The sequence below is a fragment of the Streptomyces sp. NPDC058239 genome (assembly GCF_042882185.1).
GTDB lineage: Bacteria > Actinomycetota > Actinomycetes > Streptomycetales > Streptomycetaceae > Streptomyces.
The window spans coordinates 54,973-68,731 of record NZ_JBHVWS010000043.1; the positions used below are offsets into that span (position 1 = coordinate 54,973).

Annotated in this window: 13 protein-coding genes; 8 read left to right on the forward strand and 5 right to left on the reverse strand. The window is 70.0% G+C overall.

Translation table 11 applies throughout. From position 1 onward, the window contains the following. Positions 1-257: 257 nt before the first annotated feature. Positions 258-1,499: an MFS transporter gene (locus ACFVYE_RS34035; protein WP_389608098.1), complete on the reverse strand. Its 1,242-nt coding sequence runs from the start codon at positions 1,497-1,499 to the stop codon at positions 258-260. Between the two features lie 99 nt (positions 1,500-1,598). Here ACFVYE_RS34035 and ACFVYE_RS34040 point away from each other — a divergent pair, with 99 nt between their 5' ends. Next, positions 1,599-2,684 carry a DUF5937 family protein gene (locus ACFVYE_RS34040; protein ID WP_383967570.1) on the forward strand — a complete coding sequence of 362 codons (1,086 nt, stop codon included), beginning with the start codon at positions 1,599-1,601 and terminating at the stop codon, positions 2,682-2,684. A gap of 480 nt (positions 2,685-3,164) precedes the next feature. Here the strand turns inward: ACFVYE_RS34040 and ACFVYE_RS34045 are convergent, their stop codons facing one another. After that, positions 3,165-3,827: an antibiotic biosynthesis monooxygenase gene (locus tag ACFVYE_RS34045; RefSeq protein ID WP_389608099.1), complete on the reverse strand. Its 663-nt coding sequence runs from the start codon at positions 3,825-3,827 to the stop codon at positions 3,165-3,167. Positions 3,828-3,834: 7 nt separating this feature from the next. Between ACFVYE_RS34045 and ACFVYE_RS34050 the strand changes: the two genes are divergently transcribed. Then, complete coding sequence (locus tag ACFVYE_RS34050) at positions 3,835-4,125, forward strand: hypothetical protein (RefSeq protein WP_389608100.1); 291 nt, start codon at positions 3,835-3,837, stop codon at positions 4,123-4,125. A gap of 145 nt (positions 4,126-4,270) precedes the next feature. On the opposite strand, the gene ACFVYE_RS34055 is transcribed toward ACFVYE_RS34050, so the two are convergent. After that, positions 4,271-4,462, reverse strand: coding sequence for a DUF6381 family protein (locus tag ACFVYE_RS34055; protein WP_383967562.1), 192 nt, complete (start codon positions 4,460-4,462; stop codon positions 4,271-4,273). Between the two features lie 132 nt (positions 4,463-4,594). Here ACFVYE_RS34055 and ACFVYE_RS34060 point away from each other — a divergent pair, with 132 nt between their 5' ends. Together ACFVYE_RS34060 and ACFVYE_RS34065 are read left to right on the forward strand one after the other, a co-directional pair. Next, positions 4,595-5,278 (forward strand): ribonuclease H, encoded by a 684-nt coding sequence (locus ACFVYE_RS34060; protein ID WP_383967559.1) that lies wholly within the window; start codon positions 4,595-4,597, stop codon positions 5,276-5,278. A gap of 173 nt (positions 5,279-5,451) precedes the next feature. After that, positions 5,452-6,183 (forward strand): CDP-alcohol phosphatidyltransferase family protein, encoded by a 732-nt coding sequence (locus tag ACFVYE_RS34065; protein WP_383967557.1) that lies wholly within the window; start codon positions 5,452-5,454, stop codon positions 6,181-6,183. Here ACFVYE_RS34065 and ACFVYE_RS34070 read toward each other — a convergent pair. Continuing rightward, a complete protein-coding gene (locus tag ACFVYE_RS34070) occupies positions 6,149-6,598 on the reverse strand; it encodes an adenylyltransferase/cytidyltransferase family protein (protein ID WP_114242908.1) in 450 nt (149 codons plus the stop codon). The two genes, ACFVYE_RS34065 and ACFVYE_RS34070, sit on opposite strands and share 35 nt — an antisense overlap. 211 nt (positions 6,599-6,809) lie before the next feature. On the opposite strand from ACFVYE_RS34070, the gene ACFVYE_RS34075 reads away from it, so the two are divergent. Genes ACFVYE_RS34075 through ACFVYE_RS34085 form a run of 3 tightly spaced genes read left to right on the forward strand, consistent with a single transcriptional unit; the run spans position 6,810 to position 11,010 of the window. Beyond that, positions 6,810-8,075 (forward strand): glycosyltransferase, encoded by a 1,266-nt coding sequence (locus tag ACFVYE_RS34075; protein ID WP_383967552.1) that lies wholly within the window; start codon positions 6,810-6,812, stop codon positions 8,073-8,075. After that, positions 8,072-9,769 carry a lipopolysaccharide biosynthesis protein gene (locus ACFVYE_RS34080; RefSeq protein ID WP_383967551.1) on the forward strand — a complete coding sequence of 566 codons (1,698 nt, stop codon included), beginning with the start codon at positions 8,072-8,074 and terminating at the stop codon, positions 9,767-9,769. Before ACFVYE_RS34075 ends, ACFVYE_RS34080 begins: the two co-directional genes overlap by 4 nt. Next, positions 9,766-11,010, forward strand: coding sequence for a hypothetical protein (locus ACFVYE_RS34085; protein WP_383967548.1), 1,245 nt, complete (start codon positions 9,766-9,768; stop codon positions 11,008-11,010). Before ACFVYE_RS34080 ends, ACFVYE_RS34085 begins: the two co-directional genes overlap by 4 nt. On the opposite strand, the gene ACFVYE_RS34090 is transcribed toward ACFVYE_RS34085, so the two are convergent. Next, positions 10,979-12,493 carry a hypothetical protein gene (locus ACFVYE_RS34090; protein WP_383967545.1) on the reverse strand — a complete coding sequence of 505 codons (1,515 nt, stop codon included), beginning with the start codon at positions 12,491-12,493 and terminating at the stop codon, positions 10,979-10,981. The genes ACFVYE_RS34085 and ACFVYE_RS34090 overlap by 32 nt on opposite strands. Positions 12,494-12,598: 105 nt before the next feature. On the opposite strand from ACFVYE_RS34090, the gene ACFVYE_RS34095 reads away from it, so the two are divergent. Beyond that, positions 12,599-13,759, forward strand: coding sequence for a glycosyltransferase (locus ACFVYE_RS34095; protein WP_383967543.1), 1,161 nt, complete (start codon positions 12,599-12,601; stop codon positions 13,757-13,759).

A 13,759-nucleotide genomic window follows, 5' to 3' on the forward strand; every position in this document is an offset into this window, starting at 1 on the left:
CTCCTGTTCAACTGGCGCCGGTTCCCCGAAGGAATCCAGCCTGCTGGTGACCTTGCGTGATCCCCTGGGGCGTATCGGTTCCAGGTTCCGCCGGTCTCGTTGCAAAGGCGGCTGGTGGTCTTGTCGTGGTAGCCGAGAGCGTCTGCGACGACGGGTGCGGGAAGTTCGAGGAGTTGCCGCCGGATGGCGGCGCCGCGAGCGGCGGCGATCGGGATTCCGACCTTGTTCAGGACTGCCGTCAGAGGCGATTGCCGAGCTCACGAGCCTGCTCGTGCCCGGCGGAAGTATCCGCTGAGCCGCGTTCCTTGATCCTTCTCGGTGGCAACGGCGGAGGCGGACAGAAGCGTCGCAGCGGCGAGGCTGCCCCAGAGGGCAGCGGAGCCGTGGGAGGCGAGAGCGGTGATGACCGCCGGGGAGACGGCGAGGCCGAAGCCCGTGGCGAGCTGGAAGCGGGCGAGGGCGCGTCCCAGGACATGGGCCGGGGCAAGGGCGGTGACGAGCGCGGTGGCGCTGCCGGCATAGATGATCTCGCCGATGGTGCAGACAACGGACACCATGGCGACGGCCGGGGCACCCCAGCCGTGTCCCAGTGAGGTGGCCACCAGGAAGCCGAGGTAGGACGCGGCGAGTACCACGCCGGCAAGAGCCAGCACGGCCCGCCGGGAGAAGCGGGACAGCAGGACGGTGACCGGAACCTGCAGGGTGACCACCAGCACAGTGTTCGCCACGAAGATGGCTGCCGACCACACCGAGGATGCGTGCAACTGTGTCAGCAGGACCAGAGGGAGCGCGATTTCGGGGACGTTGAGGCAGAAGACGTAGACCACGTTGGCGGCCAGCAGCACGCGCATCCGAGGTGCGGGCCCGTCGGCCCTGTCCTTGGCCGCATTAGCGGCCGGATGCGTGTGCAGGTGAACCGACCATGCCAAGGCTGCCGCAGCGAGATAGGCGAGCCCGGTGACGGCTGCCAGCGCCTGCAATGCGGTGGTGCCGCCCGCCAGGCATGCGGTGGCGAGGAGGGCACCCGCGCCCAGGCCGGCGTTGCGCAGGGCGCGGCCTGCTGCGAGAGCGGCGTCGCGTTCGCGGCCGTGGGCGACCGTGGCCACGAGAGCTGCATGGGCGGCTGGCCATGCCTGGTTGCCGATGCCGAGGAAGAGTGCCGCCGTCGCGAACAGCCAGACGTGCCCAGCCGGGGCGACCAGCAGCAGCGCCACGCCCACCACCCGCACCAGCATCGACGCCGCCACGACCGTGCTGCGTGCGCCCCGGTCCAGCCATCGGCCCACCGCGGGCATGCACACCAGACCCACGACGACGCCGGCCGTCATGCCGATGCCGGTGGCCGACGCGGACAGCCTCAGCACGGTCACCCCGTAGAGCAGCAGAAAGGGCCGCAGCAGGCCGGTGCCGAGCGCGTCCACGGCCAGGGCGACGGCATAGCGGGGGCCTCCGGAGGCACGGACGAGGGCGCGTGGCTGGAGCTTGGTGGTGGTTGCCATGGCGTCAACGGTGCGTTCGGCCGCCGGGCCGACTATGCCGGTTGACGGACACCGTCAATCGACGCGTTCGTCGGCCATCCGACCAGCGATGATGAGGGGATGACGTTGAGGATCGACATCGGCGGCCTGCCGTCCGGGCGACTGCGGTTCGCTGCCTCCCCGCTGGCCGAGCTGACCGCGATGCTGCACGTGCTGGCCGAACCCGCGCATCACCCGCAGTTCGCCGGCTGGGCCGGGGACGTCTGGGCTGGGCTGCGGCCGGAGCTGGCCGAGCGGCTCAGGGAAGCGGAGTTCCTCTGGCGTTCCTCACGAGCCGACTTCCTGGTCCCCGCGCGTCCCCGGCCCACTCTCGCCGAGGAGTTGGACGATGTAGACCGGATCGACGACGAAACCTATGTGACCGCCGCGCTCATCACCACGTGCGGCAGCAACCGGGTCCACTTCGCCGCGCCGTCACCGCTCGCCGACGCGACGGCGCGCGAGCGGGCCCTGGACCTCGCCCAGGCCCGCGGCGCGCTCCAAGAGGCCTTCGCGGAACGGCTGCTCGCGGACCCGGCCGTCGTGCGGGCGCGGGTGCGTCACACCCTCGAACAGTGCGCCGAGGCCTTCTTCGACACCGCCTGGACGGGCGTCGCCGTGCAACTCGCCACCGACCTGCGCCTGAAGAACGACCTGCTGAAGCGCCAGGGCATCGGGGCGGCACTCGCGTCAATCTCCAGCGCCGTCACCCTGGCGCCGGACGGCAACGGCATCATCGTGGACAAGCTGCAGGACAATGCGACCGCCGCCCACGGCACCGGGGTCACCTTCCTCCCCAGCGTCTTCGGCCGCCCGCACCTGGTGGCGGTCCACGCGCCCGGGTGGCAGCCGGTGGTGCAGTACCCCGTCGCCGAGCCGAGTCCACCGGAGCCGGTATCGCTGGAAACGGTCACGCTACGGCTGGAGGCACTCGCGCATCCGGTACGGCTGCGGCTGCTGCGCACCCTGGCCCGCGGCCCGCACACCACCGGTGAGCTGGCCCACGCCTGGGAACTCTCACCTCCGGAGGTTTCCCGCCACCTCGCTGTCCTGCGCCGCGCGGGCCTGCTCACGGCCCGGCGTCACGGTCGTTACGTCCGTTACACCCTCAATCTGCCCGATCTGACGGCGCTGGGGGCCGACCTGCTGGCGGCCGTACTGCGCTGAGTGGCTTCGGTCTGCCAGAACACGGGCGACCGCCGCCTTCGCGACATCGTCAGACTCGGCAGGCCGCCGAGCAGTACCGGCGCGACCGCCTGCTGCCCTCGGGCAGCCGGGCAGCGCACTGGCTGCACCGCCGGACGTTCCTCCTGGCCCATACCCCCCCCGGGGGGGCATTCTGTCCGGCCGTGCGGGCCGGGCGCCCAGCCGGACCCGGCACCAGCACAGACGGCAGTAATCCCACTTCAGCGGCTGGACGCGGCGGCAGTCGGCGCAGACGGCCGCCGCGTACTGCGGCCGAACATGCAGCAGGCAGGGCAGAGTCGTCGTCCGCTGAAGTCGCCCCAGGCCAGACAGCCGTCGCAGGAGTCGGTGGGCTTGCGGTAGCCCTTCGGACACCGGCTCATGCAGGCGGCAGCGACCGGCCGTCGCGACGCTTGGGCACCACAGTCGGAACCGGTATGACGAAGGCGGTGCGCAGTGTCCCTACCCCGTGGTCAGACCGAAGATTGTGATGATCACCAGGCAGCACGCCGCCACGACCGCGGCGCCCGCCACATGGACGCCGACGGAGCGCGCCCGGCTGGGCACCAGCCAGAAGGCGAGCGCTCGGTTGACCAGCGGCATCAGCAACCAGGTCAGCACACTGCCACTCAGTACGTTGCTGATGAACAGAGCGAGATACCCGGGCGCCCTCAGGCGACTGAGCCAGTCACCGACCGTCAGATTCAGGATCATCACCGTGGGATACAGGGCCAGTACCACGGACATGGCCTGCTTCCAATTGGAGGGAACTCCTCCCGCCGTGCCCTCACCGAAGCGGAACCAGGCGCCGAACGCCGACCCGATCTTGCGCACGTCGTAGGCACCGAAGTACTCGTGCCCCTCCGTCAGAAGCTTTTCGCGCGCCTTGGAGTTGAGCCATTCCTCAAGGTGTTCGCGTGTGTCGAAGCGGAAGGCGACCACCCAACGGTCCTGAACTCCCTTGACCGGCTTGAACAGCTCCGACCCCATGAAACCGGGATGCCTCTCCTGTTCCTTGAGGATTCTGTCCTGCCAGTGCATGAATTCCCGCTCGCGCCCCGGCCGTACATCATGCGAGACGACCGCGGTGACGACATCCTCGGTCGGCGTACCACCGGAGAGCACCTCTTGCGTGGGGGTTCCGTCGAACAGCGGACGGCCCTCGTCGAGGAGCTGCCGACGCGCGTTCGAGTCCAGCCATTCGGTCAGCTGCTCAACACGGGAGAAGCGGAATACGACGACCGTCTACTACAGCTGCGACTGGAAGGCCACTCAGGAAATCGGCTTCGACGATGCCTTTCAGTACGAAGATTTCGCGAAACCCCCGGACCGGCGGAGCATCACTCTCGAACAGCTCCACCCCGAGCTCGGGGCCACGTCCTACGAGGCGTGGGCGGACAAGACGAACAAACACCCGTACTGAAGCGGCTCGGAGCGGGAAACCGATGGCTGCGTCGCGGATGTGCCGAGGTGTCGTGGGCCGAGCGGCCGACGGCTTGCCACTCACTCATGGAAGGGCAGCAAGACGCCGGCCGTTCTTCTGAGACAGGTACTACGTGACGCAGGTGCTACTTCGGCGGGCGGATGTTCTCGCTGCCGATGTTGCCCTGCTGGTCACTCTGCTCCTGCAGCTTCCGGGCCTTCTCCTGGAGCCGCTGGCGCTGCTCAGGGTCGGTGGTGCGCTCAGCAGCCTCGGTCATGTGCCGGGCCTTGTCGCGCAGCTGCTGCGCACGGTCACCGGATTCACGTGCAACGCTCATCATCGCTCCTTGTGCGGTTGGGAAGAGCTTGCTCCATCAGAGAACCAGCGTCGCCGGTCCACCGCACCTCGAATCGTCACTCAGCGTTACGGTGTGCCGTGGGGGTGGTGCGGCGCTGGCATGATCGAGGGCATGAACGAGAGCATCATCGCCGCGTGTGACGGGGCATCGAAGGGCAATCCCGGGCCTGCGGCCTGGGCGTGGGTCGTGGCCGACGCGCAGGGACGACCGGAGCGCTGGGAAGCGGGACCGCTGGGGACCGCCACCAACAATGTCGCCGAACTGACAGCGCTGCAGGAGCTGTTGGAGTCCACGGATCCGTCCGTGGCGATCGAAGTGCGGATGGATTCGCAGTACGCGATGAACGCGGTGACGAAGTGGCTGCCGGGATGGAAGCGCAACGGCTGGAAGACCTCGGCCGGAAAGCCGGTGGCCAACCGTGACCTGGTGTCCCGCATCGACGCCCTGCTGACCGGCCGGACCGTGGACTTCGTCTATGTGCCCGCCCACCAGGTGGACGGAGATCCGCTCAACGCCCTCGCCGACCAGGCGGCCAGCGAGGCCGCCGTGGCGCAGCGGCCGGCCGGTACCGCGCACGGCTCGCAGCTGCCGACGCCCGCTGCGGCCCGGGCGACCGAGGGGCGGGGCAAGGGTGCTCCGGCGAAGAAGGCAGGGGGTGCGGCACGCTCCGGTGGAACCATCCGGGCCAGGTTCGCGGGCCGTTGCCATTGCGGAAAGCCTTACGCGGCACAGGAGATGATCGCCAAGAACCCGAACGGCTGGGGCCACCCGGAGTGCCGCACCGCGCCCGCCTGAGGCATGGTCCGTCGGGCCCGCGCACCCGGTGCGGGCCCGACGGAGGCGGATTGCCGGCCTGAGCGGGTGAGTGGCCACGCGAAATGGGGCCTGCGTGCCATGATGCGGCTCCGACGGCAGCGTCCGCAGTGCTCTGCCGATGCCGCCGGCAATGGCGACACGCTGGGGGGCGTATGGGAAGCACAAGCACGGTTCTGCGCGAGTTGCGCGGTGCGCAGAAGACGGCCAAGGGGGTGTCGCTGTACTCGCGGTATGTGAACCGCCCGGCCGGACGGGTGTTCGCGGCAGGTGCATACCGTATTGGACTGACACCGAACCAAGTCACCCTGATCAGCGCGGCATTCACCTTCACCGCCATCGCTTCGGTGGCTCTCGTCCGGCCGTCCTGGGGGCTCGCGGTCGCGGTGTACGCGGGGCTCGTCATCGGCTTCGCTTTCGATTCGGCCGACGGGCAGCTGGCCAGGCTGACCGGCAGGGGAAGTCCGGACGGCGAGTGGCTGGACCATGTCGTGGACTGCGCCAAGATGATCCTCGTACACACCGCCGTGCTCATCTCGTTCCAGCGGTTCTTCGATCTGCCGGCCGAGGGCTGGCTGCTCCTGCCGCTGGGATTCCTGTTCACCGCCGTTCTGACCTTCTGCGCCGGGCTGCTGCGCGAGCAGCTGGGCAGGGCGGCCGCCTCGCCCGCGGCGGGCAGCGGTGCCGCGGTCCCGGTGTCCCGGGTGCGGGCCATGGCACTGCTGCCCGCCGACTACGGGGTGTTCTGCCTGGTGTTCCTGCTGCTCGGCGACCGGACCGCGTTCCTCATCGGCTATGCGGTGCTCGCCGTCGTGCACGCACTGTTCCTGGTGGCGTTCCTCGCCAAGTGGTTCAGGGAGCTGACAGCGCTCCGGACTGCGGACTGACGAGCGTGTCCAGCGCCCGGCGCAGCTGGGTGCTGGACGTGTGCACGGTGTACGGGAAGTAGACCACCTCGACGCCGACCTCGGCGAAATCGCGCTCCAGCCGCTTGCCCTTCTCCGTGTCCCGCCAGTCGTCCCCCTTGAAGATGACGTCGAACCTGACCTGCTGCCAGGTCTCGACCTTGTCGGGCACGGTCTCGACGAACGCGGCGTCCACGTAGCGGACACTGCGGACGATCTCCAGCCGTTCCGGCAGCGGAATCACCGGTTTGTGGCCCTTGGCGAGCGCGGCCATCTCGTCCGAGACGACGCCCGCGACGAGGTAGTCGCACTGGCTGCGGGCATGCCGCAGGATGTTGAGGTGCCCTATGTGGAACAGGTCGTAGACCCCCGGCGCGTAGCCGACCCTGTGCACCATCCGTTCTCTCCCCCCACGGTGAACGTGATGTCCGTGTCCAGCAGCTGTTGTCCGGACATGCCATCCGGTGCTGCGGGATATCGGTATCGGTGTTGATGGTGCAACGACCTTACTGTGAAGACCACTTGCGCATCTCGTGAACGGATAAGCTCACTTTTGGGGCTGTTCCTTGGGGGGAACACAGAATGTTCCGGGGGGAAGGCGAGCGTCCATGTCCGATGCCGATCGTCACAAGCCGTTCGAAGACCGCACTCTGCTGGTCGTCTCGACCAACTACGCACCGGAGCTGACGGGCATCGGCCCGTACGCCGCGCAGCTCGCCGAGCACTGGGCCGCGTCCGGGGCCGAGACCCATGCGCTGACCGGCATGCCGCACTACCCGTCCTGGCGTACCGAAACGGAGTACCGGGGTGTGTGGCGAGTGGCCGAGAAGCGGGCCGGGGTCACCGTCCACCGGCGAAGGCACTATGTGCCGCCGCGCCAGACTGCCCTGCGCAGAGCGGCGTTCGAGGCCACGGTGCTCGGGCACGGTCTGCTGTCGCCGCCCGTTTCGCGTCCGCCGGACGCGGTGATCTCCCAGATGCCGAGCCTTGCGGGCGGTGTCATCGGGGCCCGGCTGGCGGGCCGGCACCGAGTCCCGCACATACCGGTCGTGCAGGATCTGATGGGTGCCGCCGCCGCGCAGAGCGGTATCCGGGGCGGGGGCCGGGCGGCCGCCGTCGCCTCGGCGGCCGAACGCTACGCGCTGCGCGGCGCCGCCCTCGTCGGAGTCATCCATGAGAGTTTCGTCCCGCGTGTGACCGAGTACGGCGTGGACCCGGGGCGTATCCGGATCGTTCCCAACTGGTCGCATGTGCAGGCGTCTTCGGCAGACCGTGCGGGGACCCGGGCAAGACTCGGCTGGAGCGAGGGCACTCCCGTGGTACTGCACTCGGGGAACATGGGACTCAAACAGGGCCTGGAGGTCCTGGTCGACGCGGCCCGGCTGGCACCGGAGATACGTGTCGTGCTGATGGGGGACGGGAATCAGCGCGAGGCGCTGCTGGGGCGTGCGACGGGCCTGCGCAATCTCGACTTCCTGCCGCCGGCCGGCGCGGACGAGTTCACGGACATTCTCGCTGCCGCCGATGTGCTGGCGGTGACACAGCGGGCATCCGTGCTCGACATGAGCGTCCCGTCCAAACTCACCTCGTACTTCGTCTCGGGCCGCCCCGTCGTCGCCTCTGTCGCCGACGGGGGAGGCACCGCCCAGGAGGTCGAGCGGTCCGGTGCCGGGATCCTCGTCGCACCGGAGGATCCCGCCGCGCTGCTGTCAGCCGTACGCAAGCTCTTCGAAGCGCCTGCCGAAGCGGACCGGCTCGGCGCCAACGGACCGCAGTACGTAGCACGTCACCTGAGCCGAGAGGCGGGCCTGGCCCGCTTCGACGCACTGCTCACCGAGGCCCTCGCGGACGCACAAGGGAGACCACGCCGATGACCCAGCCGATCCGTGCCCTGGAGGACCAGGACGAACCCGCGCTTCTGAGGGACCAGTTCCGTCAGCTCCTGCGCTACCGCGCACTGCTCGCCTGCGGCGTGGTCCTCGGACTGCTCGGCGGCGGCTGGCTCGCCCTGAGCGGCGAGGACAGCTACACATCGACGGGCGAGGTGGTCGTACGCTCCGCCGCCTCGGACCCCTTCGCCGCGGGCGCCTCCGCCGACAAGGGCATCAACATCGGCTCCGAGCGGCAGACCGCCGTCAGCGACACCGTGGGCACCCTGGCCGTCGGCTCCCTGGCCAGGCGCGGCGACCGGGTGGAGGTCGGGACCCTGCTGTCCGGTCTCCAGGTCACCAACCCGCCGAACACCCTCGTGCTCCGCTTCTCCTACACCGCCCGCACCCCCGCGCTGGCGAAGGCTCGGGCCGAGGCGCTCGCCGATGCCTATCTGGAGATCCGCAGACAGCGCACCGAGGACAGCATCGCCAACATGGTCGACGGCTACCGCGCCCAGCTGAAGCCCCTCACCGAACAGCGCGATCAACTGGCGGAGCAGGCCGGGACGAGCAACGACGTGACCAGCGCACGGGCCAACCTCGTGGTCTCGATCTCCGAACTGAGCAGGAAAATCTCGGAGTTGCGTGCCCTGGACACCACTCCCGGCTATCTGACGAAGAAGCCCGTCGCGCCCACGGACCCCACCGGTGCGGGGCTGCCCCTGCTGCTCGGACTCGGCGGTGTCGTCGGGCTCGCGCTCGGACTGCTCCTTTCGTGGGTACGCCTGGTCTTCGACCCAGCCGTGCGCTCCACCCGGGAGCTGGTCCGTTCGCTGGGCGCCCCGCTGCTCGGCACCCTGCCCAGGGAACGAGCATCCGCGGGCGCGCTGCTCGCCATCGGGCGGAGCGGGAGCCGGCTCGCCGAGGAGTACCGGGCGGTCGCCTTCCGGCTCGCCTACGACCCGTCGTTCGCCCAGCGCCGCAGACTCCTGGTCACGGCCCCGCGCGGGGACAACGACGCGGCGGCCGCCGCCGCGGTCAACCTGGCCGCGGCCTTCGCCGAGATGGGACGTGACGTACTCCTGGTCGAGGCCGATCTGCGCACCCCCTCGCTGGCCAGGGACCTCGGCCCGGCCGTGCAGGGCGCCGGGCCGCGCTGGGCATCGGAGGGCGAACGGGCCTGGCCGTCGGACAGCCGGATGAATGTGGACGTACCCGGGTCGGGTGCCTTCACCCTGATAGCGGGCCGGCGCACGGACAACGTCCCGCGTGCCCTGACCTCCGCGCCCGTCGGACGGATCGTCGCCGAGGGCGACCGGCCGGGCGCCGTCGTCATCGTGCTGGCCCCGCCCGTGCTCTCGTACGCCGACGCCGTCGCACTGATCGACCGGGTGGAGGGTGTCGTGGTGGTCTGCGACCCGCGCGAGGTGCACCGCAGCGACCTGGAGCGGATCCGCGAGATCATCGGGGCGGCCGGAGGCTCCGTGCTCGGTGCCTTGCTGCACTCCGGCCGGAGCCGCTACGAGCGCCGGGCCCGCAAGAAGGCCGGCCGGCGCCGCACCGGAGGCGGCCGGCCCGGCTCCGCGACGGGCCGGGGCGACGGCGGCGGCCGCGGCCGCGGCGGCCGGGAGCACACCGGTGACCCGGCCGAGACGCTCGGTCTGCGCACCTTCGACTCCACCGCGGGACACAGATGAAGGCACGGACCGCGATCGTCTGCTCGGTCGCGGACCAGGGCGTGGCGGCGCTCACCAACATCCTGGTGCTGGTGGCCGCCGCCCGGCTCTCCACGGTGGCCGACTTCGCCCGCTTCTCGGCGGTCTACCTCGTCTTCACCGTGCTGCTGGGGGTGTCCGGCGCCTACACCGGGCAGCCGCTCGTGCTGCGGCGCGGCGAGAGCGACGAGGTGCGAGGGGCGTGCCGGTCGGCGGTCGCCTTCACCCTGCTCACCGCGACCGCACTCGGCGCCCTGCTCGCCACCGTCTGCCTGACGCTGCCGGGGGCCACCGCACGTGCCCTGATGATGCTGGGACTCGTCCTGCCGGTGGTCCTGGGCCAGGACACCATGCGTTACGCCTTCTCCACCCTGCACCTGCCGCACCTGGCGCTGGCGAGCGATGTGCTCAGACTGGTCTGTGTGCTGGGCGCGCTGGCCGTGCAGCCGTACGGTGCCCCGGCGGCCAGGCTCATCAGCGTCTGGGGGCTGTCCGCGCTGCCCGCCCTCCTGCTGTCGGCCGCCCTGCTGCACCGCAGAGTGGCCGGTACGACCCTGCGGCTCAAGGTTCTGCTGCGGAGGGGGCATCTGGGACGGCGCTTCGTGGTGGAGTTCGGGGTGGGAAACGCCACCAGTCAGCTCTCCGTGCTCGGACTCGGCATGGTCGGCAACTCGCTCGTGGTGGGCGCCCTGCGCGGTGCCACCACTCTCTTCGGGCCGTTGAACGTGCTGTTCACCTCGGCCACCGGCTTCGGCCCGCCGCTGCTCGGTCGGCTCGCCTCCGAACGGCGCAGGATACGCGCCACAGCGACGCTCGCCGCGGTCCTGGCCGCCACAGCCGCCGTCTGGGCCACCGCACTCGCCCTGCTGCCCGACACGATCGGCCGCCATCTGCTCGGTGACACCTGGCCCACGGCCGCCGCCCTGCTCCCGGCGACGGGCAGCCAGTACGCGGCGATGGCCGTCGGCACCTGCGGGCTGCTGGCGCTCCGCATGCTCGACCCCCGTACCACCCTCTCCATCCAGGTGGTCTTCTCGCTCGCCGCAGTCGCCTTCCTCACCGGCGGCTATGTGCTCGGCGGAGTGCCGGGCGCGGCCTGGGGCCTGTGCCTGGGGTCCGTCTGCAAGGCGGTGGCCACCTGGACCCGGGTGGTCCGGCTCGGACGCCGCACAACGGTGGAACAGACGCCCGTCAGTGCGAGCGCTGTCCGCTCCGGCTCCTGAAGCTTGTGATCAGCAGCAGACAGAGCGCTGCGATTGCCAGTTTCCCGACGGACTGCAGCAGCGGTCCGCGCAACAGAATGAAGGTGTACCCGGCGATCAGCGGCGCGGCGATGGCCAGAACACTGCCGGGGCCCGGGCCGTCCCGGGACACCGCCCGCGCGTATCGCCGGTCGGTGCGTGCGGCGACGTACCCGATCAGTGCGAGACCGCCGACCATGCCCGGAGCACCGAAGTCGACCCAGAGCTCGGTCCACAGCGGCGCCGACAGGTTGGTCATGTTCATCCCCATCCACTGGCCGACGCGGACACCCGTGTCCTCCGGCTTGCCGCTCCACACCGACCGGGGCACGAAGAAGAGGGCGGAGCCCGCCAGTTGACGCCCATAGGTGTGGCCGCGGGTGTCGACCCAGGTAATGGTGTTGGCGAACATCACCGTCTGGTCGTAGTCCTTGGTGGCCAGCGGCTCGAAGACCGACGACGAATCCACCGGTCGGTACCCGGCGCTGTCGTAGCGGAACCGGTCCGCGTACGGGAACAGCACCAGCGCCCCGACCACCCCCATGGCCAGCACCGACCGGTACATCGCCGCGCTGCTCGGGAACGCGGTGAAAAGGAGCGAGACCAGTACCGTCAGGAACCAGTAGCGGGCATTGGATATCGGGTTGTTGACGATGATGTTGAGGATCAGCAGCGCGCACCAGACCAGAACCGTCGAGGGGGAGCGCCGGGCCCTGCGTGAGGTCACCAGGCGGCGCGTGTAGAAGAGCAGCCCCAGCAGCGCGGGCACCGTGCCGAAGCCCTTGAGGAAGGCCGATCCCACGTTGGACTGGCTCGACGCAACCCCGCTGACCGCGACCGAGGCGCTGATCTCCTGACGGCTGGTGAAGAAGATCGCGGGCCCGCCCAGCTTCAGGATGTAGTAGCCGCTCGCCGCGAAGGCCAGCACCACCAGCAGCCTGAGCCGCATCCGGTGCGCGGTGGCCGGACCGCTTCCGGAGCGTGCGACGGCCCGGCGGCGCAGCGGACGCCGGGACGCCAGCAGCGCCCCGAGGTCGAACGCGGCGCACCCCACCAGGATCAGCGCGATGGCCGTCATCAGATCCGACCGCGGCCCGACCATCGGGGTGGGGGTCTGCCCGATGACCGCCTGCGCGAACGGCGCCACCCCCATCGCGATGTACACGAACATCCAGAACACGCCCTGCAGCAGACGCCGCCGCGTGGACAGAATCATCGTGGCGAGCCGGGCTCCCGCATAACACGTCAGCACCAGCTGCAGCCAGTACGCGGTGTCCCGGACGCCCGTCCCCGGCTGCGCGGCGATCACCGCGGGAAGGAAGCAGACCAGGCCGAGGATGACAGGCACGGCCAGGGCCCGCGACAGCATCGCCCACGACATGGGCTTCGCCGGCGGCTGGACCGGGTCTTGCGGGCCGTGCTCCGGTACGGGTGCGGACGGCGCCGACTCGTGCACGGACGTCATCTGCTCCCCGTTCCGTGGACCTGTGAACACTCTAACGAATCAACCCACTTGGGGGGTTTGGATGACTAGTCTGTAAAAGGTCGGCCGAGGTTGAGGGGAACCCTGGTGAAGATCCTGCACGTTGTCACACTGCACACCCCGGACCATGCGTTCGGCGGCCCGACAAGGGTGGCGCTCAACCTGTCGAAGGTTCAGCGGGCCGGGGGCGACGACGCCCGCATCGTGGCACTGGGCGACGGCTTCGAAGGCCGGCTGCCGCGCGAGGTCGAGGGAGTGCCGGTCCATCTCTTCCGGGCCCGCCATCTGCTCCCCATGTTCGAGGTCAGCGGAATCACCTCCGGTGCGCTGTTGCTCGCCGCCCGTCGCATGATGCGCGGCGCCGATCTCGTCCATGTCCATCTGATGCGCGACCTGGTGACGCTGCCCGCCGCGCTGCTCGCGCTGGCCTCCCGCACACCCCTGGTCGTCCAGACCCATGGCATGGTGGACCCGACCGAGAAGCGGGTTGCCCAGCTGACCGATCTGCTGGGGGTACGCAAGGTGCTGCGCGACGCCGACGCCGTGCTGCATCTGACCGAGATGGAACGCCTCGATGTGAACGCCGTTGCCGCACCGGTGCCGTTGACCCGCACCGTACGGCTGGTCAACGGCGTGCGACCACAGAAGCTGGGGCCCGCCAGGGAGCCGGGGCGGCCGCCGATGGTCCTCTTCCTGGCCCGGATCCAGGAGCGCAAGCGCCCGGAGGACTTCGTCGCCGCGATGCCGACGGTCCTGGCCGAGCATCCGGACGCCCGGTTCGTGCTGGCCGGCCCCGACACCGGAGCGCTGCCCGCGACTCTCGAACTCGCCCGCAGGCTGGGGGTGATGGACTCCCTGGACCATGTGGGAGCGCTCGATCACGAAGAGGTCCTGGCGGCGGGGCGGCAGGCCGATGTGTATGTACTGCCGTCGATCGAGGAACCCCTGGGCGTATCCGTCCTCGAAGCGATGTCGGTCGGCACCCCCGTGGTCATCACCCGCACGTGTGGTCTCGGCCCCGATGTCGCGCGGGCCGGGGCGGGCCGGGTGATCGACAGCCGGGTCGGCGAGGACGGGAAGAACGCGCTCAAGGTCGCCGAGGCGATACTGGAACTCCTCGATCCCGAGGCCAACGCCCGGGCGGGAAAGGCTGCTTGGGACCTGGTCAATGAGCACTTCACCATAGAGGCCGTGACCCGGACCCTCCGGCGGACCTACGAGGACGTGGTCCGCCGGAAGGGCCGCTGA

Coding starts and splice junctions, on each gene's coding strand:
- ACFVYE_RS34035 (WP_389608098.1), bottom strand. CDS start 1,499: ATGGCAACCACCACCAAGCTCCAGCCACGCGCCCTCGTCCGTGCCTCC.
- ACFVYE_RS34040 (WP_383967570.1), top strand. CDS start 1,599: ATGACGTTGAGGATCGACATCGGCGGCCTGCCGTCCGGGCGACTGCGG.
- ACFVYE_RS34055 (WP_383967562.1), bottom strand. CDS start 4,462: ATGAGCGTTGCACGTGAATCCGGTGACCGTGCGCAGCAGCTGCGCGAC.
- ACFVYE_RS34060 (WP_383967559.1), top strand. CDS start 4,595: ATGAACGAGAGCATCATCGCCGCGTGTGACGGGGCATCGAAGGGCAAT.
- ACFVYE_RS34065 (WP_383967557.1), top strand. CDS start 5,452: ATGGGAAGCACAAGCACGGTTCTGCGCGAGTTGCGCGGTGCGCAGAAG.
- ACFVYE_RS34070 (WP_114242908.1), bottom strand. CDS start 6,598: ATGGTGCACAGGGTCGGCTACGCGCCGGGGGTCTACGACCTGTTCCAC.
- ACFVYE_RS34075 (WP_383967552.1), top strand. CDS start 6,810: ATGTCCGATGCCGATCGTCACAAGCCGTTCGAAGACCGCACTCTGCTG.
- ACFVYE_RS34080 (WP_383967551.1), top strand. CDS start 8,072: ATGACCCAGCCGATCCGTGCCCTGGAGGACCAGGACGAACCCGCGCTT.
- ACFVYE_RS34085 (WP_383967548.1), top strand. CDS start 9,766: ATGAAGGCACGGACCGCGATCGTCTGCTCGGTCGCGGACCAGGGCGTG.
- ACFVYE_RS34090 (WP_383967545.1), bottom strand. CDS start 12,493: ATGACGTCCGTGCACGAGTCGGCGCCGTCCGCACCCGTACCGGAGCAC.